We start from the raw sequence: 26,827 nt of genomic DNA, 5'->3' as shown, positions 1-26,827 counted from the left end.
GGCCGAAGCCCGATGATTCCAAAGCTATCGAGCTTCTCTGGCAGTGGCGAGGTTGCTGCGCCGGCGCAGTTCCAGCCACATCAGCAATGCGGTGGTGTCCGCCTGGCTGACTCCCGGAATCCGTGAAGCCTGTCCCAGGGTGGTGGGTTGAATCGCACTCAGCTTTTCCCGTGCTTCTCGAGAGAGGGTCTCGATGTCGGCATAGACCACATCCGCAGGGAGCTTTCTCTGGCTCTGGCGCTTCACCTGGTCGATCTGCTGCTGTTGGCGCTGCAGATAACCGCTGTATTTGATGTCGATTTCAGCTCCCTCGCGAACCGACAACGGCAGGTTGGCGTCAGCAAGGCCATGGCGGACGAGGTCGTCGGCATGCATGCCCGGACGTCGCAGCAGGTCTGCCAAGGTGATGGACCCTTTGATCACGGCTCCCGTCTCCTGTTCGACAACAGGAGCTGCTGGGTCGCTCACTTTCAGCCGCGCTGTTTCGAGCCGTTGCTTTTCGGCCTCCATCGTCTGCTGTTTCTCTTCGAACAGTTGCCATCGCCGGTCATCGATCAGGCCGAGGTCGCGTCCCAGAGGTGTTAAACGTCGGTCGGCGTTGTCCCCCCGCAGGATCAGCCGGTACTCACTGCGGCTGGTCAGCACCCGATAGGGCTCCCGCAGATCCTGGCTCACCAGGTCATCGACCATCGTGCCGATGTAGCTGCCTTCACGGGGGAAGTGCACGGGCTCCTGGCCGCCGATACTGCGGGCGGCGTTCACCCCGGCAACGAGGCCTTGCGCGGCGGCTTCCTCGTAGCCGGTGGTGCCGTTGAGTTGCCCTGCGCTGAACAAACCTCGGATGCGTTTGGTCTCAAGGGAGGGCTTGAGTTGGGTGGCGGGCAGGTAGTCGTAATCCACCGCATAGGCGGGGCGCAGCATCACGCACCGTCCCAGACCTGGCAGGGTGCGCAGCAGTTGTAACTGGATCGGCTCCGGCAGGCCGGTTGAGAAGCCCTGGACGTAGATCTCCGGAGTGTCGCGACCTTCCGGCTCAAGAAAGATCTGATGGCTCTCCTTATCCGCAAAGCGAACGATCTTGTCTTCAATCGAGGGGCAATAGCGTGGTCCTTTGCTGTCGATCACGCCGCCGTAGATCGCCGTGAGATGCAGATTGTCTCGGATCAGTTGGTGTGTTGCTGCGGTGGTGCGGGTGATGTGGCAGCTCACCTGTTCACCGCTCACCCATGCCGATGGATCAAAGGAGAAAAAGCGATCGGCTGCATCGCTGGGTTGCTCCTGCAGTTGATCAAGATCAATGCTGCGTCGATCGACGCGGGCGGGGGTTCCGGTTTTGAGTCGGTCGGTGTGGAAGCCGAGTTCCTGTAGAGCTTGGGTAAGGCCTTCTGCAGCCTGTTCACCAGCCCGGCCCGCGGGCATCGACTGGTGGCCCACCCAGATCCGTCCCCCCAGAAATGTTCCGGTGGTGAGAATCACCGCTTCGGCTGCATAGATGCTTCCGAAGTAGGTGCGGATGCCGGTGATGCGTCGCTGATGGTCCTCACCGGTCGTCTCCAGGCCTGTGACCATCGCTTCGCGCAGCGCCAGGTTGGGGATGTGTTGCAGCAGCTGCAGCATCTGGCGGGAGTAGAGGCGTTTGTCGGTCTGGGCACGCAGGGCCCAGACGGCGGGGCCGCGGCTTGCGTTGAGGATCCGTTTCTGGATGGCGGTGGCATCGGCCAGGCGTCCTATCACGCCGCCGAGAGCGTCCACTTCATGGACCAGTTGACTCTTCGCGGGTCCGCCGACGGCTGGATTGCAGGGCTGCCAGGCGATGCGGTCGAGGTTGAGGGTGAACAGTGCGGTGTTGAGCCCAAGTCGTGCCGTCGTAATCGCTGCTTCACAACCGGCATGACCGCCACCGACAACGATCACGTCGAAGGATTCCGTTGGGGCGTCAGAGATGGTCATGTGTTCATTATCTGCAGGAGCTGTCGATCAATTCACTAAATCAGGCTGACTATTGACCAATTCCTCAAGAGACGTGTTGTTGAGCGTCGTGTGGATCTTTTGGGAGGAATCGAGCAGGAGGAGATGTGGATCCTTTGGGATGAACTGCAGGTTCAAGGATGCGGGCATCTGAATGGTGTCGCCTTGATGGGGTTTGAAATCAAGGATTTGATCATTTCCTTCTGATAGTCGGAACTGATCAGCCCCTCTGCCGCCAATGAGGGTGTCGTTGCCCCGTCCTCCTCGAAGTGTGTCATTCCCTGAATGTCCACTTACAAGATCGTTACCAACGTGTCCACGGAGGAGGTCATTGTGTTTTTTACCGGTCAGGGTGTCGTCACCAGAGCCCCCACCCAATGTGTCGTTGCCAGAGCCACCCCTGAGTGTGTCATTGCCTTGACCTCCGCGCAGCGTGTCACTGCCTGAATGAGCTCGGAGTTGATCATTGCCTATGCGTGCACGGAGTAGATCATCTTCTTTGTGGCCATTGAGATGGTCATCACCCGAGCCCCCTTTCAGGGTGTCGTTGCCGACGCCGCCACCGAGAGTGTCATGGCCTGAATGGCCTTTGATCATGTCGTCGCCATTCTTTCCTTGCAGGAGGTCATGGCCTTGATGTCCATGAAGGAGATCGTCCCCTGCTCCCGAATGCATCGTATCGTGGCCTTGTCCGCCATAAAGAGAATCATTAGCCCCACGGCCGATGAGTCTGTCGTGCCCTTTTTTTCCGTGTAATGCTGTGTATGTGTTACGCCCTTTGAAGGTGTCATCACAGGCGCCTCCGAAGAGCCGGAATCCTTGTTTATTGGGCTTAGAGATTCTGCGATTGCATGAGCTCTTTGCATTGGGTTTCGCCGGGAGTACAACCACGACCTGGGTGGTCGTCGCTTCTGGCCGTTTGCTGCTATTGATGCTGATGGTGAGAGGGAGAATTTGAGTCTCTTTTTTGAATGCTTTTTCTTGTCTGATAAATGAAAGAATGCCTGTGTTACTGATATTGAAAAGTCCTCTCCTATTCCCCTTTGTGATTCTGTAACTGAGCCTTTCTCCTGATTCTTCTGTGTCGTCCCCAGTGGCTTGATTGTTAAAATTGAGAACTGCCTGACATACTTTTGAGTTAGGGTTGATTTTGTAAGCAGCTTTCCCTTTTTGCTTGCCAATTTGGTTGATATCTAGGACTATGTTGGGGGGATTGAAGTTGTCTGGATTGGTTGGAGTTGGATTAGGAGTTGGGGAAGGATCGGACTTTTGCGTTGGTGTTGGTGATGGAGCAGGTGTTGGTGTTGGCGAAGGAGTAGGCGTTGGAAATCTTGGAGATGGGTCGGGGCTTGGGCTTGGAGACGGGCTTGGAGACGGGCTTGGAGATGGAGTGGTGTCGATAACGAGGGCGCTTGTGCCGGCCAGGGAATCGCTGCCGTCTATCGCCGGGAGGGTGAGTGTGGCGTTGTTGCCTGCGGCGTCTTGGATGGTGCCGCCGTTGAGGTCGAGGGAGGAGGTGGTTTCGTAGTTGAGGTCGTCGGAGGAATCGTCGGCTTGGACGGTGTAGGAGAAGGCGAGGGCGGTGGTCCCCGATCCAGATGAGTAGTTGACGACTTGATCGGTGGTTCCGGTTTCGAGGGTGAGTTGGGGAGTACCGCCCGTGGTGTTGACGGTGACGGCCTCAGAGAAGACGACGTTGATGGTGATCGTGTCGCCGGTTTTGTAGGTGCCATCAGCGGTGGAACTGCTGACGGATTGAACGGTAGGAGCGGAGCCGTCGATAACCAGTTCTTGATTAGCCCCGAGTGAATTTGCAGCTCCCGGCGATACCAAGGTGAGATTTGCATTATTCGCTGCCCCGGTGCTGGCTTTGATGGTGCCGCTGTTGAGTGCGAGTGCGGATGTTCCCGTGAAGTCGAGATCACTAGAAGTGTCTCCGTCCTGCACCGTGTATGTGAACGTGAGGGTTGTTGTCCCAGTACCTGAGGAATAATCGACTGTGCGATCTGTATCTCCAGTTTCTAGCTCTAAAGTTGGTGTTCCATCTGTTGTGACGACATTGACAGCCGCTGAAAACTCAACGTTGATGGTGATCTCATCATCAATTCCATAGGAGCCGTTCGTTGTTGACGAACTGACTGATGAAATCGATGGACTTAGTGGCGTATAGATTGATGTAAATGATGCAGAGCTGAAGTTTGTTGCATTGCCATTATGAAGTTGGGGTTTGTCGTATCCGGGATAGACTCTATTTTTTATAGCCGTATTATACTGATCTGCTCCAAGCCAAATGTTATCCCCGAAGAGATAGACTTGTGTTGCTGCGGCAGAGTTTGTGTGGTTCCGATCGAAACCGCTCCTGGCAAAAGTTGTTGATTGATTTGTCCTTTGTGATGGGAATCTATAAGTTTGACCATCTTTGTAATCCGTTATCCATGCTTTCGGATCCCTAACAAACTTATCGACTTCTGTGTCGTCAGGAAGATTGGTATTCTGCTTGAGAGTGGCAACTGAAAATGCAGCTATGTCACCAGAAAAGTTGTTGGTTCCTGAGCTATTTGCTCCTACAAGGAGTGAGCCTGAGACGTTATTTCTGCTCCCGTTTCCAAATGCTTGCCATGTTCCACTAGATGCTAAATCTGTTGAAGTTCCATCGGAAAGATCAATGCTCTTGATTCTAAATCGACTGCTGTAATTGTCTGTCTCTCTGGTTCTTCCGCCGTTGTAGTCGATATATATTGCGTTCCATTGGTCTATCGCCAAGCTGTTGGCTGACGTGAATTTAATGTAGTTGCCGTCTGTGACACGACCAAGCGTAAAAACGAGCTTTCCTGATGTATCGAGTTCTAGTGTTATATGATCATTGCTATTGCTTTCTTTGCTCCATAGTATTGAGGAGTTGCTTGAGTCTATTGACTCAATTTTGAAGATAATGCTTGAAGCCCATGGTTGGCTTTTTCTGCCAGTCTTTCCGTCAGTTACGTTGCTTGGCGGACTTTCCGGACTGCTAAAAGAAAGTCGTGATAAAGGTGAGTGGTCGGCGTTTGCATCTTGTCGCTTTAAGTAGGCACCACCCGTACCATCAAAATGCAGCGCCTTGTTGAAGAGAGTGGATGTCATTGAATGGCGCTAATGCTTTTAATGATCATTGGGAAATATGCATGAATGTGAAACTTTGCTGCAAAGCAAATGTGGCCATCACTATCGACGATGTAGGGAGTAATATCACCACCAGTAGTATTCGTCTGGCTTTCGAAATTTGACTTGATCCAATGATTTCTATTAAAGATTAGGCTATGAACTTGCTTGTTTGAACTGCTGCTTAAAAATTGCATTTTTGGATCCGTGAGAATTAAATATATTAATGAGTTACTTCCGTAATTCTTCGCATCATTTGCATTCAGTTGAGCATCAAAATTCTGACTAGATTCTGTGATGAGGAGGAATGAGACGTTTTTTTCTTCGACAATTTTCAGCCAATGCTTGTTAAGATCAGGGTAATATTTATTTGTCCTTTGTTCATAAGATTTAGCAACCCCGGGCATGAGGCTGCTTGGCAGTACCTCAACTGTTGAGAGATCACATCTGTGCCGTTGGATCAGTCGGTCCATGCGTGTGTGCAAAGCTTCGGAAGGATCGCTGGCGTTGATCTTGAGCTTGCCCAGCGCTGCTCTCCCGAAACGTCTCTTATGAACCCACCCTAGCTGCTGCTCTAGCCAAATCTGAGCGAACTGATCACCAAGAGACACCTGCGTTGGAAACCTTGGGCTGAGTGTGGTGAGAACCGAGCCGCTTGATGGCTCAGGACATCTATAGGTACAACCACTTTAGGCATAGAATTAGAACACGACAGATTGGACGCTCCGCTCGAACTAGATGTCTAGCGTATGTTCAGATCCGGACTGCCCCGTTTGCTGTTAATTATCCTGTACTGAGGAGCTTAATTACAAGCGTTGTTACTTACTTCAAAGAATGAGACTCTTTTGATTCGTGCTGAGGATTGTTTGATCAACACGCATCACACTGATCGATTAAGTTAGATTCCAAGAATCGGGTGGGCTCTCAATGACCGATTGATCAGCTCGTTGATTACCCTATGGACATCCTAGTCGTTAGGCGAAATCTGTGCGGAGTTCGTACCTCAAACTTTTCAGTCTAACTAGTGTTTCTGATTAATCGGAGCGTAGCTTTTTAGTATTATCGTCTTGTTGACTCTTGAACTGCGAATGACTCAATGTTATTTAATAATTCTTTATTCTCCATGCTCTATGCTGCTCATGCCCTTTTTTGGCCATGTGGTGTCATAATGTGATTGAGGAGGTTGCTTTCATTTAGATATGGCTGTTGTTGCTATTGTTGACACTGGAGTCAATCTTAAACATCAAGATATTATTGATCATCTTTGGAGAAATTCTGATGAAATATCGGGAAATGGAAAAGATGATGATGGTAATGGTGCCATTGATGATGTCCATGGTTTTGACACTTTTCGATCTAGTGGCTTAAAGGAGGATCTTGCGAACAATGGAGATCCCAACGGACATGGAACTCATGTCGCAGGGATTGTGACATCACTTGCGCCAAAGGCCAGAATTCTTCCTATCAGAATGCTCGACGATCGTGGAAACGGTGTCCTGTCGGATGCGCTCTTTGCCTGGTCCTATGCGATGGATAATGGCGTCAAAGTCATTAATAATAGTTTTGGTGTCGTTGGACCTCCACCATCTGAATTTGCGTTTATGGAGGAGGCCATTCGAATCGGAATGAAGAGACATCGAGTTGTTTTTATTTCAGCATCAGGCAATGATGCTAATAACAATGACATTATCCCTAGTACGCCGGCGAATGTTCCTGGAATGATTTCTGTGGGCGCAACGTCGTCCGATGGTTCGGCGGCACCTTTTTCTAACTATGGTTCAAAAACAGTTGATTTGTTTGCGCCAGGTGAGAACATATTAAGCTCCAATGCTTTTTCGTTGACTGAGCGTTCCCGAAAGAGTGGTACATCTCAGGCAGCCCCCATGGTGACAGCATTTGCAGCGAATGTTCTCCTAAAAAAACCTAATGCGCAGCCTTTAGTTGTTGAAAAATTACTGTTCAAAAAGGCGAAGACTTCGCCCCAACTTGTTAGAAAAAGTTCCACAGGTGGCGCTTTGGCTGGTAAGTACGTGATTCCCTCAGTTTTGGCACCGGATACATCTATGTCACGCCGTCTTGCTCGTGGATCGACCGACCCACTGATCAATTATGGTCGTTTTATCGGTGTTGTTGATGACACACACGGGATGAGTCAGCAGGATGTTGCTGCTCAGTTGAATTGTAATTTTACTAATGATGTGGAGGACATCAAATGGCCATTCGAGAATATTGCTGTCTTTTCTCTCGGAGAAAAGGCTCAATCAAGGGCGCGCTCCATAGATAAGGCGAAGCATCGTGTTTTTGCAGAACCCTTGAAGGCTGCCAATATCCTTGACGAAGTCAAAGGCCTGAATCTTTTTCAGACTGTCGAGTGGGATGCTTTTGTCTCGCTCTCTAACTCTGATTTTTAGGCGTGAATAACATTTTGATTTTTCAGTAGTACTTCTCTCTTACTAGTGCGGAGACAGATTTATACGGTATTACCCACAAATCAGCTAACCCCATTCTGGGTAGATCTCTAGTAATTGATCAGCTTCTATTCCGATTAATTTGGTGTGAAGACCTCGGTCGCGATCCGTTATCAAAAGATGAGCGCCAATCTGTTGAATTGTGATTTCAAAATTTCGTTTATTGATAATGTGATCACCTTCTTTTTTGGAAAAATCTTTGATTTGATCGCGTCCTGGCGAGAGGTAGAAATGATCAGCGTCTGGTCCACCAATCAGCGTGTCATTTTTGGACCCTCCGCGAAGTGTGTCCTCTCCTTCTCCTCCGCGGAGTTTGTCTTTTCCGCGTCCGCCTCGAATCATATCGTGGTCTTTTTTCCCATTGATTCGATCATGGCCACGCTTGCCTCGTAAGAGATCATTTCCTCGTCCCCCAGCGATACTGTCACGTCCGCGTCCACCGAAGATCGTATCGGCGTCTTGATGCCCACGCAGGAGATCTTTTCCTTTCCGGCCATTGATATTATCAGTACCCTGACCACCACGTAAAATATCATGCTTATCTCCTCCTGAAAAAGTATCATTACAGTGGCTGCCTGTAATGAGTAACTTGCCGTCATTATTTTTTTGACGCTTGAATTCACAAGGAAGGCCAACTCCAACTTTCGCTGTTTTTTCGCTTGGAATTGTGGAATTTTCAGGTTTTGATGATGGAAAAAGTGGCGGCGTTTTTGTCTCTGGTCGATCCTTTTTGGGTGCTTGGGGTTCTGGAGTCTGTGTGTCTTGATCATTGGTATTGTTCCTGCCACCACCACCATTTCTACGCGCTTGCTCCGATGCGCCTGTAATCAAGACTTGAAATTCTGTACTGTCTAGCGCCATGGTGTCGGAGACGCTGATTCGGAATAGGTCTGAAACTGACTGGCCCGCATTGAGAGCTTCGATGCTGCTGGAGTCAGGGGTATAGGTATATTCCCCCGTTGATGTATCCAGTTCGAGTGTGCCGTAGTCGCCAGCGAGGCTGGAGGTGCTGTCAATGGTTGAGCCGCCGAGGATTCCGAATTCAAGGCTGGCATTGGTATCAACATCCGTCGCTGTTACGGTGCTGCTTAAACCCGATGTTTGAGTTTGAGAGCTACCCTCAATCTCGCTGATGGTTCCTTGTGAAAGGGACGCAATGGTCGGATAATCATTGATGCCTGTCACATTCATCTCAAGGGTGGCTGAGCTTGTAGTTTTACTATCTGAAATGGTGTATGTAAAAGAATCAGTGACAGAATCTCCTTCATTGAGAGCGTCAGTTGCCGATTGATTGGCATCGTAAACAAAGGAGCCGTCGCTATTGAGCGTTAATTCACCATAGGTTCCAGTGAGCTGCGGAAGCGTGCTTGAGGAAAGCTCCGAACCTCTTGATCGGAAGGATAATTTTCTATTTTTCTTCTTGCCCCTTGCTGAATCTCTTGAAAGTCTTCGATTGGAAGCACCGCTTGCTTTCTCCACTGCTGTGATAGTTAGATCGTCTCCGTCGACATCGCTATCGTTGATCAGGACGCCGGTTATTGCGCTGACATTGATGGATTCGTTCTCATTCACCGGTTTGGAATCGTCACTACCGGTTGGAGCATTGTTGGTTCCTGTCACCGTGATCGTTAGCTCACCCAGGTCTTCGTCGGTTCCATCATTTAGGGTGTAAGTAAACACATCTATAGCGGTGCTACCTTCGGCCAAGGCATCTGCAGCCGCCTGGTTGGCGCTGTAGGTGTAAGACCCGTTTGCGCTGACAGTCAGTTCGCCGTAGCTCCCTGTCAGTGCTGAGGAAACACTTCCATCGGTGCCGGATTGATGTTCACTACCTGTACGAATATCAGACACGAATAAATTATCGGACTCAGGATCCGTGTCGTTGCTTAACAGTCCGGATCCGGCCAATACATTTAGGCTGGATCCTGCATCAACTGATCCTGTGTCGTTCAGACTTTCTGGTGAATCGTTGACGCCACCAACGTCGATTATTGACGATGCTGTATTTGATGCAGCGCTGCCATCATTCACCTGCCAGCTCACTGTTCTATGACCTAGTACGGGATTCAGGTCATCGCGGTTGCTGTAGGTTACCGTCGCGAGTGCGGCGGCATAGGCACTTTTTGTTGCTGTGCCAGTTAGCGATAATTGTCCAGAGGCAGCATCCCAGGACCCGTTGATTTCGGATGTATTACTAAATCCAAGGATATCTTCTGATGTTTGATATCCCGATGAAATCGTGACGGATGCGCTTTCAATGGTACTGTCGTCGACGTCAGTCACGGACAGTGAGCCGTCGATAATAATTGTTGCTCCTTGGCCTTCTGTGTACTTCTTTTTAGCAATGGCATCAACAATGTGTGGAGCATCGTTGACACCAGTAATTGTGAAATTAATTTCCCCAGTGTCCCCTCCTTTACCATCGGAAACTGAGTAGGTGTATACATCGGTTCCTGTCACTCCTGCCGCAAGAGCATCAGCTTCGGAGAGGTCGGCAACGTAACTGTATGTTCCATCTCCATTCAGTGTCAGGCTGCCAAAGGTTCCTTCGCGAGATGAGCCAAGAATTCCGTAATCGCCGCTTCCTGATTCAGACCCTGTCCTGAAATTTTCAATTGTTAATGAATCATTATCGCTGTCGGTATCGTTGCTGAGGATCCCATTGGCTGAATTCGTTTGCTCGGCTGTTGAATTTTCGTTGACGCTGATTGAGTCATTTGTGGCGACAGGACTGTTGTTGACGTCGATGACATTGATGGTCACCGATGTTGTTGCGGTGTTGCATCCATCTGATGCCTGAATTTCGAGGGAGTGTGTTTCGGAACGGCTATGATCGAGTAATGAATTGTCCTGAACGATTAGTTTCCCGTTGTTTGTTCTAATGCCGAAAATACTGTCTGTATTTCCAGATTGTATTGAGTACGTGAGTGCATCCCCCAGTTCATCTGTGTCTCCACCGGAAAGATCATTGAAATCGTGCAACTCTAAACCGTTATTTGCATCTTCTTTGACATCGATCGGCGAGGGTGATGAGAGAATCGGTGCTACTCCATCGATGACAATCGCTTTGTTGGCTGACAGTGAATTACTGCTTTCCGGAGTCGGCAGGGTCAAAACAGCATCATTACCCGCGGCATCGCGGATCGTACCTCCGTTGCTTGACAGTGCCGTCTTCGAGAGAACATCAAGATCAGCAGAGATGTCGCCGGAAACGACGGTGTAAGCGAAAGACAGCGTGTTAGTGCCGCTGCCGCTGCTGTAGAAGATATCCTGATCGTTTGTACCCGTTTCTAATGTCAGATAAGGGGTTCCTCCTGACTCGATCACTGTCACCACTTCCGTAAATTCAATGGTTATCGCAACGGTTTCGTTGATTCCATATTCCCCGTCTGCTTTGGTGGAACTGATGTTGCTGATTGAGGGCCCGGTGTCATCAGTGTCCGTCACGTTGATTGTTAGCTGCTGGGCGCTCTGATTACTGCCCGTATCCGTTGCTTTGATGTTCAGGACGTAGGAGTTGTTTCCATCGGAATCGAGTGGAGCTTCGTAATCAGCCGCTGATTGAAAGCTGAGATTGCCATTGGAGTCAATGTTGAAGAGTGACTCATCAAGAGCCGTACCCAGGCTCCATGTGATCGCTTCGTTGGCGGACATCTGGGTAACGGTCGTTCCGCCCTCTGTGATGGAGATGCTGGAGGTTGAAGCACCAGCTCCCCCTGATGGACCTGTGATGACGGGCGCGGTGGTATCGATGACGAGGGCGCTGTTGCTGGCGAGGGAATCGCTGCTGTCGGTGGCCGGGAGCGTGAGGGCTGCGTTGTTGCCCAGGCCGCTCTGGATGACGCCGCCGTTGAGGGCGAGGGAGGTTGTGGCCTTGTAGTTGAGGTCGGAGGCGGTATCGCCGTTTTGAACGGTGTAGGAGAAGGCGAGGGTGTTGGTGCCGGAGCCAGAGGAATAGGAGGCGTTCTGATCGGTGGAGCCGGTTTCGAGGGTGAGCTGGGGCGTGCCGCCTGCGGTGTTGACGGTGACGGCTTCTGAGAAGACGACATTGATGGTGATGACATCACCGGTGGTGTAGGTGCCGTTGGCGGTGGCACTGCTGACGGACTGCACCGTTGGCGCGGTGGTGTCGATGACGAGGGCGCTGTTGCTGGCGAGGGAATCGCTGCTGTCGGTGGCTGGGAGCGTGAGGGTGGCGTTGTTGCCTGCGGCGTCTGGATGACGCCGCCGTTGAGGGCGAGGGAGGTTGTGGCCTTGTAGTTGAGGTCGGAGGCGGTATCGCCGTTTTGAACGGTGTAGGAGAAGGCGAGGGTGGTGGTGCCGGAGCCAGAGGAATAGGAGGCGTTCTGATCGGTGGAGCCGGTTTCGAGAGTGAGCTGGGGTGTGCCGCCGGCGGTGTTGACGGTGACGGCTTCTGAGAAGACGACATTGATGGTGATGACATCACCGGTGGTGTAGGTGCCGTTGGCGGTGGCACTGCTGACGGACTGCACCGTTGGCGCGGTGGTGTCGATGACGAGGGCGCTGTTGCTGGCGAGGGAATCGCTGCTGTCGGTGGCTGGGAGCGTGAGGGTGGCGTTGTTGCCTGCGGCGTCTTGGATGACGCCGCCGTTGAGGGCGAGGGAGGTTGTGGCCTTGTAGTTGAGGTCGGAGGCGGTATCGCCGTTTTGAACGGTGTAGGAGAAGGCGAGGGTGGTGGTGCCGGATCCAGAGGAATAGGAGGCGTTCTGATCGGTGGAGCCGGTTTCGAGAGTGAGCTGGGGTGTGCCGCCGGCGGTGTTGACGGTGACGGCTTCTGAGAAGACGACATTGATGGTGATGACATCACCGGTGGTGTAGGTGCCGTTGGCGGTGGCACTGCTGACGGACTGCACCGTTGGTGCGGTGGTGTCGGCGATGGAAAGGGTTAATGATGCAGAACCCGATTCGTTGCCACTTGAATCATTCGTGATGTAACTGAACGTCTCCGTCTCGGAAGAGAATAAGGTCCTAATCTTGTTCTCGAGAGAATGACTTTTTGAGCCGATATCAAGGTTATTATGTTTGTAGTACCCAGTGCCTTTTTGCTTAAGGTATAGGGTCCCGTGACTGCCAACAATCTGTTTGTAACCACTCGCTGCTGTGTATGTCGAGTCAGTGGAATCACTCAGGCTTGTGAATGCCACCCCACCGACAGACTTGATTCTAAGATGCTTGGAAAATGTATCGTCGCTAATCCATCTATCTGAATCATCGGAGTCAGAGTCGTTATCAAGAAGATCGAGTTGAGAACTTGTTGATAATCTCTCGACGGTTGCCGTATCATTAGCAGCTGTTGGCTTAACTGCATCATTAGAGCGAATGATATCGCTGATCAGGTCTACGCTATTTTTAAATGCATCTGTAACAACAAGATAATTTGTATTCTCGCTGTTTGTAAGATCTTCGTTAGCGACATTGTAGAGGAGGACGACATCATCGCCGCTGTTGTTTTGTGTGAATGATCCAATTCGATCCTCAAGTGTGATGCTGGATAAATCTCCACTGCTGGGTGCCCAGCTGCCACGGATCATGTAATTTCCAAAAACGGATAAATTATTTGTGCTGTCACCGGCACTGAGAAGTTCTAGGGCATTGGCATTCGGGAGGAAAATGCCTGCTCCTGCACCATTTCGGTTGCGTCCCCAGAACTTGTTGCTGGCAGCCCCAACGCCGTAAATTGCAAGATCAACCCCATTAGCGAATGTGAGTGAGCCTCCCGCTTGGAGTGTGTTTGATGAAACAAGACTTTCTGAGGTATAGCGGACTGAATGTCCATGGCGCTGATGAATGGCGTCTTTGTGGACATGCGCTTTGTGCGGTTCTTTAAAGTGATAGATATCGGCGCCAGTCCCACCAAAGAGGTGATCGTATGATTTGCCGCCATGGAGGATATCGTCGCCAGCGTTGCCAAATAGTTTGTCAGCATGAGCCTGGCCACGCAGTGAATCATTGCCAGATCCACCATGCAGAGTATCTCTTTTGCCGGCCCCAGTAATGGTGTCATTTCCCGCGCCTCCCGAGATTCTGCTGCTGCCATTGTCTGTTCCAGAGCTGGAACTAAAGCCGCGCAAGATATCATCTCCTTCGTTTCCCCAGATCCAATCGGCTCCTCGATTGCCGTTAATCGTGTCATTCCCGTCCCCTCCATAAAGAGAGTCCCAATTGCCGTTGCCCTGAAGGAAATCATTGTCTGCTCCTCCATAAATCTTGTCTCTGCCATTTCCACCTTTGAGTGTGTCGTTGCCCGCTCCTCCGTATATTGTGTCTTTCGAGTTGTCATCGCTCGCGCTGCTATTAAATCCAAATGATTGGATCAGATCATTGCCATTACCGCCATACAGGCGATTCGACGATTTATCTCCACCTGAGATCGAATCATTGCCGACTCCACCGTAAATGTTGTCTGCACCTTGGTTCCCGTGAATCGTGTCGTTACCACCATTGACCGTGTCATCTGGGCTATCGCCCCAAAGGTTGTCGGCATCATCTTGGCCGTAAATAAGATCATTTCCCAAGCCTCCGTGAATGGAGTCTTTCCCTTTTTCGCCAAGGATGCGATCGTTCCCCCCTTGTCCATCAAGCGTGTCAGCTCCGCCGCCGCCTTTGATAGTGTCACTACCTGCTGTGCCGGTGTAAGTGTCAGGGCCGTTATTCCCTGTAAATATTGCAGCTTCAGCGCGGATCCATTTGTCTTTGACCAATATTTTGATGTGATCACTTCTGGCTTCTGAGTGATCGTGAATGTCTACAAAATTTACTGTTGGGTTGACTAATAAATTGGCGAATATTTTCCCTTCGTCTCCTTCCGTGTCGTGCCTATTTAGCAATTGATCGAGGTGGTGGCCAAGCTCCTCTGTCAAAACGGCTTGAACTGCTGCAGCAGAAGCGTTGTTGAGCCAGTCCTTATTGAGATAAACCTTGCCTGTGCTCGCGGCATAGGCGCCGGCTGCGCCAGCCATGGCGCTGCTCGGCAGCACCTCAACAGGTGGAAGATGGCGTTTGTCCCCTTGGACCAGTCGATCAACGATGCGTTTCAGCTGTTTGCTTCGCCTGCCAGATTTCAGTTGCAGTGCGTCAAAGCCGGCTGCTAAGAGATCACCGCTGGCAGCCCAGATTTGCAGCTGAACGAGCCAATTGTTGTAAGTCCGACTCCTGTTCAACGCCCTCTCAGAGACTACTCATCGTTTTTACACCAATTGTCTGTTTGACCCAAACCCCAGTGTGAGTCGAATTGTGCAAGGTTCTGAGCTTGATCGTACGTGATTCATGCCTTCGGTGGGTCAGTGGATCTGAGCCCGATGACGTTTCAAGGTTTCGATCGGCAGCTCGTGGTAGTGCTCTTCGTAGTGCTTGGCAAAATGGCTGCGGCTGTTGAAGCCCACCGAGGCTGCGATCGCGCCGACGCCCATCAGGCCTTGGCTTGCACACTGCCTGGGATTGAGCAACAGCTCCCGTACCCGATCCATTCGGATAGAGCGTTGCAGTTGCATGGGGGTGCGTTGGAAATGCTCTTTCGAGCCCTTAAATAAAGAGGTGCGCGATTGAAACAGTTGCTGACTGATTTCTTCAATGCTCTGTGTCGAATTGGGGTATTTGGCGCACCAGTGCAGCAAGTCAATCGCGGCTTCGTGGCGTGCTTCGCGCTTCGCGACTGGGAGGGTGCGTGCGGTTGGATCTTCAAAGCACTGGATCAGTGTCGTGATGAGCTGATCGGATTCTTCGGCTTTCGTGGCGTCTGCTGTTCCATTCACCAGGCTCAGCAGCTGGCGTCGAAGCTCAAGGACATGTGGCTTTTGAAGTTCCAGCTGGTTGGTCTGATCCCAACGCTTTAGCGTTAACGTGCCGCCATTCTGTTTGGCATGGCGGTTGCTCCAGGCTGCTTTGCTGATGACCACTGTGGCCAACTTGGCTCCGGCAGGGAGCTTGAGATCAAAATCGGTCAATGTTCGGTTGTATCCCATCACACCTGGCCACGGCATGGGAATGCCCTGGGCTTGATAGGTGTCGTTGACCTTGAGCTCATTCAAAGGAATGGCCAGGGTGCAAGGCCTTGGTCGTCGTGTGCCGCTGAGGAACAGGCTCTGGTTTGATTCCAGAAGATTGCATCGCAATTCCTGTAGAGCAACGATGCGCAGCCGCCCTTGCAGGGGACCATGGCTGAGTTGCAAGGCCACAAGATCCGGAGACAGCGGATGAAAGAGTTTCTGCAGGTCAGCGCAACTTTGAAAGGTCGCATCAAGCTGAAGTTCGGCCATGTTGTAACCGTCGCGATGATTCATGGCATCGCCTTGCATGTTGATGTTCCTCTCCTGTTATGACACGTTGATGATTCATATGTTCTGCACGTCATGCGAAACATTATGGAGCTAGATGCTTGGATGGTGTAAACGCCAATGATGTTGGTCTTTGACTTGATCGCGTTGTAGTGATGTCACGATGATTGAAGGGAACGTGTTTGCTCAGTCTCTGGATGTGTTGTCCTTGCTTGAGTCTCTCATTGCCTTGATGCTGACACGGTGACTCAACCGTTCGATGGCGTCATTGATTCATAAAAGATTGGGAGTCTGTCAGGCTGCCAGATTGCGGAAGCGGGTGAACTGCGGCTCGAACAGCAATTTCACAGTGCCCACCGGGCCGTTGCGGTGCTTGGTGACGATCACCTCAGTGATTCCCCGATCCGGGGTTTCCGGGTTGTAGTACTCATCGCGGTAGATCATCAGCACGAGATCAGCGTCTTGTTCGATCGAGCCTGATTCACGCAGATCGCTGAGCATCGGTCGCTTGTTGGTGCGTGATTCCACGCCGCGGCTTAGCTGGGAGAGCGCAATGACCGGCACGTTCAACTCCCGTGCCATGCCTTTCAGGCCACGCGTGATTCTCGACAGCTCCTGCACCCGGTTGTCGGGGGTGGATCCCTCCATCAGTTGCAGGTAGTCGATCACAACCAGTCCCAGCTCTTTGCCCTGCTCGGCCATCAATCGCCTGCAGAGCGAGCGCATCTCCAGCACCCCTGCGTTGGGTTTGTCATCGATGAAAATCGGCAGTTGGCCAAGGGTATTGATGCCTTGGCCGAGCAGCGGCCATTCCTCCTGCTGCAGGCGTCCGGTCCGTAGACGGCCGGCTTCGATACCCACTTCCATCGACAACAACCGATAGGTGAGTTGTTCTTTGCTCATCTCCAGCGAGAACACGCAGACGGGCAGGTCGTGCAGTTGGGCCACGTTCTTGGCCAGATTCAGCACGATCGACGTCTTTCCCATCGCTGGTCTGCCGGCAACGATGATCAGGTCACTGCGCTGCAGCCCCTGCGTCATCGCATCAAGGTCGTAGAAGTTCACCGGGATGCCAGCGACGGAGGTCCCCAGCGAACGGCTTTCGATTTCCTCGAAGGTTTGCGTGAGAATTTCAGCCGTGGGAGTGAGGCCCTGAGAAGGTTTTTCTTGGCTGATGGCGAAGATCGTCTGCTCGGCTTGATCCAGCACCTGGTCCATCGGCAGGTTCTGATCAAATCCCAGCTTGATCACTTCATTGCCGGAGCGAATCAACTGGCGGCGTAGAAACTTATCCATCACAAGCCTCGCCACCTGCTCGATAGAGGCCGTGGAACTGACGCGATCCACCAGTTCCATCAATCGGTTGCTGCCCCCAACCTTGTCGAGGGAGCCGGTATCGGCGAGCCAGGCTGTCATCGCCGTCAGGTCCGTTGGTTTGCCCTGCCCATGAAGCATCAGGGCGGTGCGGAAGATCTCTCGATGGGCGTTGAGGTAAAAGGCTTCCGGCTGCAACACGTCAGCGATCCGGCTGATGGCATCAGGGTCCAGCAGGATTCCCCCCAGAACAGCTTCCTCAGCCTGGAGGTTCTGGGGCGGAATCGAGTCGGGCAGGGCTTCGAAGCTGGGCTCCTGGTCTCGACGGCTTCGGCTGATGCCTCGGCGTCCCCCGTCGTCGTTCTCAGGTAGGGGGACGCTCACCATGGCGGCAGGGCGCTCAAGACAGGTCTCTCACTCTGGCTCGTCCGAGCCGTTTCGCTAGCGATCAGTAGCTGACCACTTCCAGGTTGATCTCAGCGGTGACCTCGCTGTGCAGTTTCACCGTCACGGAGTATTTGCCGGTGCGGTGGATCTCAGGCACCACGATGTCGCGGCGATCGATCTCCTTCTTGGTGGCTTCTTCGATGGCTTCGGCCACATCGCCGTTGGTCACAGTGCCAAACAAAACATTGTCTTCACCGGTCTGCTTCTTGACGGTGAACCGACCAATGGTGTTCAGAGCGGTCTGGAAATCCAAGGCCTGCTGCTTCAGAGCTGCCTGGCGTTCGGCTTCCTTGGCCCGGCGGTGCTCCACCTGCTTCATCACGGCCGGTGTTACCGGCACCGCTTTGCCGAAGGGCAGGAGGAAATTGCGGGCGTAGCCAGGAGCAACATCAACCAAATCACCGTCCCTGCCGAGGCTGAGGATGTCTTCATTCAGAACGACTTGTACACGCTTGGGCATGGGACGGGTTGGGTCGACGATTTCACTGAGGTCAATCAGCCTACGACTTGGTAGCCGTCAGCTCAGGTGGCACCGTGGACATAGCGGGCGGTGCGGACCCGACTTGCCAGACCGAAGCGGCGCAGCAGCCGCACATGCTGCCAGGTGAGATCGAATTCGAACCAGCGGAGGCCGTGACGAGCACTGGCTGGATGGGCGTGGTGGTTGTTGTGCCAGCCCTCTCCGAAGGAAAGGATGGCGACCCACCAGCAATTGCGGGATAGGTCTGGGCAGTCGAAGTTTCGATAACCGAAGGCATGGGTGGCGGAATTGACCAGCCAGGTGACGTGGTAGACGACAACGAGCCTGAGAGGAATGGCCCACAGCACAAGACCTAAACCTCCCCCGTGCACCTGAGCCGCCTCACCGATCCAGTAGAGCCCGAGTCCCAGGGGGATCTGCAGCAGGAGGAACCAGCGGTCAAGCCAGCGGTAGAACGGGTCAGCCAGGAGATCGCCCGCATAACGATCGAGCTCCCTCAAGGCGGGAATGTCATGGAGCATCCATTCGCTGTGACTCCACCACAACCCCCGGCCGGCATCGTGATGGTCGCTTGGCTGATCGGAGAAGCGGTGGTGGTGGCGATGCAATCCCACCCACTCAATGGGCCCGCTCTGGCAGGCGAGAGTGCCCATGATCACAAGGATTCGCTCGACCCAAACCGGGACCACCAGGCTGCGGTGTGCCACCAAACGGTGCAGACCGAGGGTCACGCCCAAGACCGTGACCCAGTAAAGAATTCCAAAGGCAGCGAGCCCCTGCCAGCTCCAGAACCGCGGCAGCAGTGCCACCGTTGCCAGAACATGCATGGCAAGCATGAACCCAGTTGTGCCGGTTTTGAACCGACGTTGTCGGGACGGCAGGGGGCTTCGAGGAGCCCTCACCGCTGCCCATTGCCGAACCGCGCGGGTGTCAGCTGATTGCGTGGATACCAACAGGAAAACTCCGGGGGTGACAACGCCGCTCAAGCAATAGATCGGGAGCGGATGGTGCCGTTAGTGACGGAAATCTAAAGGAATTACCGATCCTGTTCGTGGTCGGGAGTTCATGCTGCAGTGCTGACACTCGGATTCAGCCAGTGCCCCGTGGTGACGCCAAGTCCACCTCTCGCGAACGGGCGAGACGTTTGGTTGACCAGGTGGTTGCCGACCAAGACGCGATCGCCAGGCAGCGCACGGTGGGTGTGGAACCGCGGCTGCAGCGGGTCCTGAACGCCTTCGCTGCTGAGCGGCTCGGCACCCAGCACTTTGCATCGCTGACCGGTTACGGCCATGGGGATCAGGGTCGCGAGCTGGTGGACCGTGTGTTTGCCAGGGTGCTGGGCGCTGAAGCAGCAGCGGTTCGCCTCCAGTTCGTCAGCGGAACACATGCGATCGCCGCGGCTCTGTTCGGCGTGCTGCGGCCTGGAGATCATCTGTTGTCGATCACAGGACGGCCTTACGACACCCTGGAGGAGGTCATTGGACTGCGTGGACAGCAGCAGGGGTCCCTTGCTGATTTTGGTATCCGTTACAGCGAACTCCCCCTGACTGCTTCGGGTGCCGTCGATCAATCCGCCCTGGAGGCTGCCCTGGAGGCACCTTTGCGAATGGTTCTGATCCAACGCAGTTGTGGCTACAGCTGGCGTCCGTCGCTGACTGTTGCCGAGATCGGGCGACTCTGTGAGCTCATTCATGAACGACAGCCGGAGTGCGTTTGTTTTGTCGACAACTGCTACGGCGAACTGGTGGAGGAGATGGAGCCGCCTCATGTGGGTGCGGATCTGATCGCAGGGTCCCTGATCAAAAACCTTGGAGGCACCATCGCCCCCACAGGTGGTTACGTCGCTGGCCGTGCCGAGCTGGTGGAGCAGGCCTGCTGTCGGCTCACGGCTCCAGGCATCGGCAGCGAAGGAGGAATTGGGTTCGACCTGCAGCGGTTGGTGCTGCAGGGACTGTTTTTGGCTCCGCAAATGGTGGCTGAGGCCTTGATCGGGGCTGACCTTGTCGCAGGTGTTTTCGAACGGCTGGGTTTTGCCGTGAATCCCCGTCCGGGCCACTACCGCAGTGATCTGATCCAGGCTGTGCGATTGGGCTCCTCCGAGAGCCTGACGCTGGTTTGCCGAGCCCTGCAGGCCTGTTCACCGGTGGGTGCGTATCTCGATCCGGTGCCCGCAGCGATGCCCGGATACGACAGTGAACTGGTCATGGCCGGCGGCACGTTCATTGACGGGTCGACCAGTGAGCTGTCCGCTGATGCCCCCCTGCGTGAGCCATTCAATCTCTATGTGCAGGGAGGAACGCACCGGTCCCACGTTCAACTGGCGCTCACGGAGGCGCTTGCAGCGCTCGATGCGGCAGGTCGGATCGATCTCCCGCAGACTGGAACAACACCACAACAGCCAGCCGATGGCGTTTGAGTTTCCCGCTTCCTTCCGTTTCGCCGACAGTCACGAGTTCGCCCATGCCGACGGTGAACTGGTTCGGGTCGGGATCAGTGCTTTCGCAGTGGACCAGCTCGGAGACATCGTGTTTGTTGACCTTCCAGAGGTGGGTTCAGAGCTCAGCAAAGGTGACAGCTTCGGCTCGGTCGAATCCGTCAAGGCTGTCGAGGACATGTATGCACCGCTTGATGGTGAGGTGGTGGAGCGCAATGACTCAGTGCTCGACAGCCCTGAAGAACTGCAGAACGATCCCCACGGCGAAGGCTGGCTTCTTCTGGTGCGTCCCAAAGATGCAGCCCAGCTCGAAACGCTGCTCAATTCAGCTGAATATGGTGCGAAGGTGAATGCCAGCTGACACCGGTTGCTGGTGACCTTTCTTTACGATCGCCGCACTACGTCTTCGGCCGCTTTGACCTCGCCATTCCTGCAGCGCCATCTCGGCCCTAGCGAGGAGGACCAGCTGCAGATGCTCTCCCAGCTCGGTTACAGGGATCTAGATGCCTTTATCGCGGATGTCGTTCCAGAGGACATTCTCGACGCCGACGCACCAACAGCTGAATTGCCTGAGGGATGTGATGAAGCGTCTGCCCTTGCAGATCTCAAAGGCATTGCCGCAGACAATCACATCGTTCGGTCACTGATCGGCCTTGGCTACCACCGCACAGCAACGCCGGCGCTGATTCAGAGGCACGTGTTCGAAAACCCAGCCTGGTACACCGCCTACACCCCTTATCAGGCGGAAATTGCCCAGGGTCGTCTGGAAGCTCTCCTCAATTTCCAGACCCTGATCAGTGAACTCACCGGGTTGCCCATCGCCAATGCGTCCCTCCTTGATGAGGCCACGGCGGCTGCGGAGGCCATGGCACTCAGCCATGGAGTCACGAGGAGAACAAATGCTTCGCGTTATCTCGTCGATTCGGCGGTTCTGCCCCAAACCTTGGCGGTTCTGCTGACCCGTGCTGAGCCCCTGGGAATTCAGCTCGAGCAGGTGAATCCGGACGACGTCAGCATCGATGAGAGCGTGTTTGGCGTTCTGCTGCAGCTTCCTGGCGCTGATGGACGAATCTGGGATCCCACTGATCTGATCGAGCGCAGTCACGCTGTCGGGGCATTAGTGACTGTGGCGATTGATCCACTTGCCCAGACACTGATGGCACCGGTGGGATCCATGGGTGCTGATATCGCTGTCGGAAGTGCCCAGCGTTTTGGCGTACCCATGGGTTTCGGCGGACCGCATGCGGCATTTTTCGCCACACGCGAGGCGTACAAGCGCCAGATTCCCGGTCGACTGGTCGGTCAGTCCCGCGATGCTGAGGGCAGCCCGGCCCTGCGCCTGGCCCTGCAGACCCGTGAGCAACACATCCGGCGCGACAAGGCCACCAGCAACATCTGCACGGCTCAGGTGTTGCTGGCTGTGATGGCCTCGTTCTATGCGGTCCATCACGGACCGGAAGGTCTCACGGCGATCGCTCGTCGGATCGTGAGCTTGCGGCAGCGTCTTGAGGCAGCCCTCATCTCGCTTGGGTTCTCCCTCGCCGCGATCGATCGCTTTGACAGCATCGTCGTCAGCTCTCCCCAGGCCTCGCTGATCCATCAGGCGACCAGGGCTGCTGGTTTCAACCTGCAGGTTCTGCCCCATGGCGTTGAGGCGGATCAGGCCACCGGATTCGGAATCGCCCTCGATGAGTGCAGTACGGACGCTGAAATCTCAGAGCTGATCGCTGCCCTGGCGTCGGCTGTGGAGAAGCCAGCACCGTCCCCTGTTGCTTCGGTCACCGGTGATCTGAGCGGCGTTCCCCAGCGGATCTTGCCCTGGCTCAGGCAGGAGGCGTTCCATCGCTATCGCAGCGAAACCGAGCTGATGCGCTACATCCAGCGTCTTGTCAGCAAGGATCTATCGCTAGTTCACGGGATGATCCCCCTGGGCAGTTGCACCATGAAGCTGAATGCTGCCTCGGAGCTGCTTCCGGTCAGCTGGCCGCAATTCGCCTCCTTGCATCCATTCGCTCCTGCCGATCAGGTCAAGGGTTATCAGCGGCTTGCCGCAGATCTTGAAGAGTGGTTGTCGGCACTGACCGGGTTCGCCGCTGTTTCCCTTCAGCCGAATGCCGGATCCCAGGGTGAATATGCGGGACTTCTGGTGATTCGGGCCTGGCACCTGTCCCGAGGGGATACGAACCGGGATGTTTGCCTGATTCCCACGAGTGCCCATGGCACCAACCCAGCCAGCGCCGTGATGGCTGGGTTTCGGGTTGTTCCAGTGGCTTGCGATGCGGACGGCAACATTGATCAGCAGGATCTCGCCGCCCGGGTGGCCGAACACGCCGACCGACTGGCTGCACTCATGGTCACCTACCCCTCCACCCATGGTGTGTTTGAACCGGGCATTCGCGGCATCTGCGAGCTGATCCATGCCAACGGAGGTCAGGTGTATCTCGATGGCGCCAACCTCAATGCTCAGGTAGGCCTTTGTCGACCTGGCGCCTATGGAGCGGATGTCTGTCATCTCAATCTGCACAAGACCTTCTGCATTCCCCATGGCGGTGGAGGCCCTGGCGTCGGTCCGATCGGTGTGGCGGCTCACCTCGCCCCATTCCTGCCTGGTCACCCCCTGGCGGCAGCGCCATCCAGCTCTGCAATCGGCCCTGTGTCCGCAGCAGCCCTGGGGAGTGCTGGAATTCTTCCGATCAGTTGGATGTATCTGCGCATGATGGGGGCTTCAGCTCTGCGTCAGGCCAGTGCCGTGGCGCTTCTCTCGGCTAATTATCTGGCCGATCGTCTCGATGCCCACTACCCGGTGCTGTTCCGCGGTTCCACCGGTCGCGTTGCCCACGAATGCATCCTTGACCTGCGCCCTCTCAAACGCAGTGCATCCATTGACGTGGATGACATCGCCAAGCGTCTGATGGATTACGGATTCCATGCCCCCACCGTCAGTTGGCCAGTGGCGGGCACAGTGATGGTGGAACCAACTGAAAGCGAGAGCCTGGTGGAGCTCGATCGTTTCTGCGACGCAATGCTCGCCATCAGGGAGGAGGTTCGTGCGATCGAAGCCGGTGCCATGGATCCGATCAACAACCCTCTCAAGCAGGCTCCTCACACGATGGCGTCGGTGCTGTCTGACCAGTGGGATCGTCCCTACAGCCGCAGGCAGGCGGCGTTTCCGATGCAAGGTCAGGACCAGCTCAAGGTTTGGCCTGCTGTGGCTCGGATCGATAACGCGTTTGGCGATCGCAATCTGGTGTGCACGTGTCCTTCGGTGGAGGAGATGGCGACAGCTGCTTGAAGAGCAGCTGCTTCAACCGCAGAAGCCTGAATTGGACTGCGTACTGGTGTTTAGGGCAAAGCCGCGGTAAATTTTCACCGAAAAGCGAAAACTTCGTTTGATTCGAACAGGGTTGAGGCCTTTTGAGCGCAAACTGTTCGTCAACTGATTCGTCTGTCGGGGGACACCATGGATCGGATAAGCAACACTCCACAGCCAACACTTCCGGAATTGCCGGATGGCCTGGAGTCAGCTCTGCGTCGAGGACACACTCTGCCGATTGATGGCACCAACGTTGTGAGAGTTCCGTTCGGTGTGCGTCAGGCCCGCCGTGAGCGTCCCGCTCGCCCGGAACACTGGGCAACCCTGGTCATTCCTCTCCAGCCCATCGATCACCCGACCCCACCACCGGCAGCAGCCTGATCGTCAGGCTGCCTTGATTTCCGTCTCTTCCTGCGACAGCCTCCAGTCGAGAAGGGCTTTGACATCCGCCAGCGAGCAGGTGGGTGTCCGAAACGGCAACAGACGCATCGGGCTTCGCTCAGGGCGCACCAACCAGCTCTGATTGTTTTGAGGCAACAGCAGAAAACCGCGATAGCGCACCACGGTCTGACGGTTCATCAGAAATCCCATCGCTCAGGGGATCGTTGATCAATGACTCCGTTATTTCAGGGCACAAGATGTGGTGTTTGCGTGTTGCACCGAATGTCTTTGGGATCATCCGAACGCGACTGCAGTAGATCATCATTTGTCATGGAGACCCTCAAAATCGCTGTGCTGGTCCTGCAGTGGATGTGGCGGGACGGGCACCCAGCACGGTCTCCATCCCTGCGGTCCCCCATGCTCGCTTCCCCACATGTGGTGTTAACCGTTCATCGCGAACAACAGGACGTCAGCACCGGAATCAGCCCCCTGCAGCCGCTGGAGGCGTGGGTCATCACGATGCACTCCCACGCCATCTCCTTTCACCAGGGTTGCAGGTTCTCCCTGCTGGGATGACCAGCTGAGAGCGCCATCGATCAGCTGCAGCCACAGCATCGAACCGCCCTGATCCGGCACTGAGAGGTCGTCGCCAGGCTTCGGTTTGGCTCTCCAAAGGAAAAGGGTCTGAGAGATGGCCATGGCCGCGTCTCGTCCCGATGGATCCAGAAGAGCTGTCCAGTCCCGTCCGATGCTGAACGGTTTCTGTTCATAGGCAGGTTTGAGATCGCGTTGATCCGGTTCGATCCAGATCTGTAAAAAACGGCATGCCTCCTGACCCAGATTCATTTCGCTGTGCACCACGCCGGTGCCGGCACTCATCCTCTGGACTTCCCCGGCTTTGAGCACTTCGCTGTGGCCCATCGAGTCACGGTGATTGATCTGGCCTTGCACCATCACGGTCACGATTTCCATGTCCTTGTGGGGATGCATCCCGAAGCCTCGACCGGCTGCAACGGTGTCGTCGTTGATCACGCGAAGCGGACCAAAGCCTATCCAGCCAGGATCGAAGTGATAGGAAAAGGAAAAGCTGTGCCATGAATCCAGCCAGTCAAGCTGGCTGTGAAATCGCTCGGCGGATGGTCGAAATCTCACAGAATCAACGGATGGAGTTGCAGCAGGCGGTCCACGAGATCATCCACGCTTTCCTGACGTGGCGGCTTGGACTTGTTGCTTTGTAGCTGTCGGCCCACCACCTGTGCACCAAGGTGTGTGAGCTGAATGCGCATCGAGAGCAGCACTTCCATGCCACCGCCTCCGGAGACGCTGGCGATGCCGACGGGTCGGCCATTGAACAAGGCACGGAAATCGTCTCCTTGAACGGACAGCCAGGCGATCGCATTGCTGAGCACAGGAGGGATCGAGCCGTTGTATTCCGGCGCGCAGATCACCCAGCGTGGAGCACTGAACAGACGTTGCTCCAGTTCACTCAGGCCGCTGGGGGGGATGTCTTTCTTCGTCCGTGGTGTGAAGACGGGAAGGTCGAGCAGGGTGAGATCAAGAAGCTCCGCGGCGGCGTCGCGGGCGGCAGCGGCGTCGACGAACTGCTGGGCGAGTTTCAGGTTCTCGCCGTTGCTCGCAGCGATGGCGAGCAGATCGGGACCTCCCTGGCTCATCGGTTCACATGCTTCATGCCTCAATCCTGAAGTTCAAGGAGGCGATTTGTCGCTACCTGTGCAGGAGCGGATCTATGAATTCACACATTTGGATCTCTCTTGGTTATTCGCTGTTGCCCCGACAGCTTCTGTCGGTCAAGGCACGCCATATGAGGCGTTTGGCTGGGCGTTTCTGGCGACGGCTTCGTTGTTGATCTCGGCCTGGATCGGGTCGTTCACCCATCCCAGCAAGCGCATCACAGCGGTGATGCTGGCCTTCAGTGCAGGGTTGTTGATCTCGCTCCTGTCCTATGACCTGCTCGAAGTGGCGTATGAAACGGCGGGACTTGTTCCAGCGTTGTTCGGCTTCTTTGTCGGTCTTTGCCTGTTTGTTCTGTTCAATCGACTGCTGCAATCCAGGGGCGTGCAACGTCGGTGTTCTGTCACCCACGGAGGACTCCGTCAGGAGTCTGCTGACGATTCCGCTCAAACAGCCGGGATGTCTTTGGTGATTGGTGCTCTGATCGATGGCATTCCCGAGGCGGCAAGCATCGGCATCTCACTGTTGGAGAACAGGATCGTGAGTCTTTCGGTGATCATCAGTGTGGCGATCACCAACATTCCTGAGGGCCTGGCCAGCGGTGCCGGACTTCAGCGTTCTGGCTGGCGCCTCAAGACAATCCTGTTGATGTGGGGTGGGGTGGTCTTGATCTGTTCGTTCACCTCGCTGCTGTCGTTCGTGTTTCTGAAAGGCACGGGCCCGATCTTGCAGGGAGCGCTGATTGCACTGGCTGGAGGTGGCGTTCTGGCCATGACGCTGCAAACCGTTGTGCCGGAGGCCTTTGAGGAAACCCATGACATGGTGAGCATCCTCGGTGGCTCCGGTTTCGCGATCGCTTTTGTGCTGTCACGACTGCTTCCCCACTGAAGCGCATTC

The 26,827-nt window shown here is 54.5% G+C and carries 18 protein-coding genes; 6 read left to right on the top strand and 12 right to left on the bottom strand.

Features of this window, described 5'->3' with window-relative positions; all coding sequences use genetic code 11:
* Positions 1 to 24: 24 nt before the first annotated feature.
* The 3 genes from mnmG to KR100_RS14270 are packed head-to-tail and all read right to left on the bottom strand — an operon-like array spanning position 25 to position 5,717.
* The gene (gene mnmG, locus KR100_RS14280) at positions 25 to 1,950 is read right to left on the bottom strand and encodes a tRNA uridine-5-carboxymethylaminomethyl(34) synthesis enzyme MnmG (protein WP_038547453.1); all 1,926 of its coding nucleotides are present in this window, start codon (positions 1,948 to 1,950) and stop codon (positions 25 to 27) included.
* Positions 1,951 to 1,977: 27 nt separating this feature from the next.
* A complete protein-coding gene (locus tag KR100_RS16995) occupies positions 1,978 to 5,088 on the bottom strand; it encodes a hypothetical protein (protein WP_156098140.1) in 3,111 nt (1,036 codons plus the stop codon).
* Positions 5,085 to 5,717, bottom strand: a complete 633-nt coding sequence (locus KR100_RS14270) for a hypothetical protein (RefSeq protein ID WP_038547451.1) — start codon at positions 5,715 to 5,717, stop codon at positions 5,085 to 5,087. Before KR100_RS14270 ends, KR100_RS16995 begins: the two co-directional genes overlap by 4 nt.
* A gap of 588 nt (positions 5,718 to 6,305) precedes the next feature.
* Here KR100_RS14270 and KR100_RS15215 point away from each other — a divergent pair.
* Entirely contained in the window at positions 6,306 to 7,517 is a 1,212-nt protein-coding gene (locus tag KR100_RS15215; RefSeq protein WP_071839959.1) for a S8 family serine peptidase, read from the top strand.
* A gap of 84 nt (positions 7,518 to 7,601) precedes the next feature.
* Here KR100_RS15215 and KR100_RS14260 read toward each other — a convergent pair whose 3' ends face one another.
* From KR100_RS14260 to KR100_RS14220, 6 genes are all read right to left on the bottom strand, one after another.
* On the bottom strand, positions 7,602 to 10,337 hold the full coding sequence (locus tag KR100_RS14260; RefSeq protein WP_239420469.1) for an Ig-like domain-containing protein: 2,736 nt from the start codon (positions 10,335 to 10,337) through the stop codon (positions 7,602 to 7,604).
* A gap of 740 nt (positions 10,338 to 11,077) precedes the next feature.
* A complete protein-coding gene (locus KR100_RS16855; protein ID WP_071839955.1) occupies positions 11,078 to 14,755 on the bottom strand; it encodes a hypothetical protein in 3,678 nt (1,225 codons plus the stop codon).
* Positions 14,756 to 14,875: 120 nt separating this feature from the next.
* Positions 14,876 to 15,874: a helix-turn-helix transcriptional regulator gene (locus tag KR100_RS14235; protein ID WP_239420357.1), complete on the bottom strand. Its 999-nt coding sequence runs from the start codon at positions 15,872 to 15,874 to the stop codon at positions 14,876 to 14,878.
* A 288-nt stretch (positions 15,875 to 16,162) separates the two neighbouring features.
* Entirely contained in the window at positions 16,163 to 17,569 is a 1,407-nt protein-coding gene (dnaB, locus tag KR100_RS14230) for a replicative DNA helicase (protein ID WP_038547430.1), read from the bottom strand.
* Positions 17,570 to 17,630: 61 nt separating this feature from the next.
* The gene (rplI, locus tag KR100_RS14225) at positions 17,631 to 18,089 is read right to left on the bottom strand and encodes a 50S ribosomal protein L9 (RefSeq protein WP_038547427.1); all 459 of its coding nucleotides are present in this window, start codon (positions 18,087 to 18,089) and stop codon (positions 17,631 to 17,633) included.
* Between the two features lie 62 nt (positions 18,090 to 18,151).
* Positions 18,152 to 19,063, bottom strand: a complete 912-nt coding sequence (locus KR100_RS14220) for a fatty acid desaturase (protein ID WP_038547425.1) — start codon at positions 19,061 to 19,063, stop codon at positions 18,152 to 18,154.
* Between the two features lie 191 nt (positions 19,064 to 19,254).
* Here KR100_RS14220 and KR100_RS14215 point away from each other — a divergent pair, with 191 nt between their 5' ends.
* The 4 genes from KR100_RS14215 (at position 19,255) to KR100_RS14200 (ending at position 24,238) form a co-directional block, all read left to right on the top strand.
* Positions 19,255 to 20,526 (top strand): aminotransferase class I/II-fold pyridoxal phosphate-dependent enzyme, encoded by a 1,272-nt coding sequence (locus KR100_RS14215; protein ID WP_369793849.1) that lies wholly within the window; start codon positions 19,255 to 19,257, stop codon positions 20,524 to 20,526.
* Positions 20,516 to 20,905, top strand: coding sequence for a glycine cleavage system protein GcvH (gene gcvH / locus KR100_RS14210; RefSeq protein ID WP_038547422.1), 390 nt, complete (start codon positions 20,516 to 20,518; stop codon positions 20,903 to 20,905). The genes KR100_RS14215 and gcvH overlap by 11 nt, the downstream gene beginning before the upstream one ends.
* Positions 20,906 to 20,959: 54 nt before the next feature.
* Positions 20,960 to 23,836, top strand: coding sequence for an aminomethyl-transferring glycine dehydrogenase (gcvP, locus tag KR100_RS14205; protein WP_038547419.1), 2,877 nt, complete (start codon positions 20,960 to 20,962; stop codon positions 23,834 to 23,836).
* Between the two features lie 168 nt (positions 23,837 to 24,004).
* Positions 24,005 to 24,238 carry a hypothetical protein gene (locus tag KR100_RS14200; protein WP_038547416.1) on the top strand — a complete coding sequence of 78 codons (234 nt, stop codon included), beginning with the start codon at positions 24,005 to 24,007 and terminating at the stop codon, positions 24,236 to 24,238.
* A 3-nt stretch (positions 24,239 to 24,241) separates the two neighbouring features.
* On the opposite strand, the gene KR100_RS14195 is transcribed toward KR100_RS14200, so the two are convergent.
* The 3 genes from KR100_RS14195 to KR100_RS14185 all read right to left on the bottom strand — a co-directional run bounded on the left by KR100_RS14195 (position 24,242) and on the right by KR100_RS14185 (position 25,911).
* Complete coding sequence (locus KR100_RS14195; protein ID WP_038547413.1) at positions 24,242 to 24,448, bottom strand: hypothetical protein; 207 nt, start codon at positions 24,446 to 24,448, stop codon at positions 24,242 to 24,244.
* Positions 24,449 to 24,679: 231 nt separating this feature from the next.
* Positions 24,680 to 25,390, bottom strand: a complete 711-nt coding sequence (locus tag KR100_RS14190; protein WP_038547410.1) for a pirin-like bicupin family protein — start codon at positions 25,388 to 25,390, stop codon at positions 24,680 to 24,682.
* Complete coding sequence (locus KR100_RS14185; protein ID WP_038547407.1) at positions 25,387 to 25,911, bottom strand: NAD(P)H-dependent oxidoreductase; 525 nt, start codon at positions 25,909 to 25,911, stop codon at positions 25,387 to 25,389. Before KR100_RS14185 ends, KR100_RS14190 begins: the two co-directional genes overlap by 4 nt.
* An 88-nt stretch (positions 25,912 to 25,999) precedes the next feature.
* Between KR100_RS14185 and KR100_RS14180 the strand changes: the two genes are divergently transcribed.
* On the top strand, positions 26,000 to 26,818 hold the full coding sequence (locus KR100_RS14180) for a ZIP family metal transporter (protein WP_162176547.1): 819 nt from the start codon (positions 26,000 to 26,002) through the stop codon (positions 26,816 to 26,818).
* The last annotated feature ends 9 nt before the right edge of the window (positions 26,819 to 26,827 follow it).

The sequence above is a fragment of the Synechococcus sp. KORDI-100 genome (assembly GCF_000737535.1).
In the GTDB taxonomy this organism is placed as follows: Bacteria; Cyanobacteriota; Cyanobacteriia; order PCC-6307; family Cyanobiaceae; genus Parasynechococcus.
Note: the sequence above shows the minus strand (reverse complement) of the source record. Positions and strands in the feature narration are given on the sequence as shown.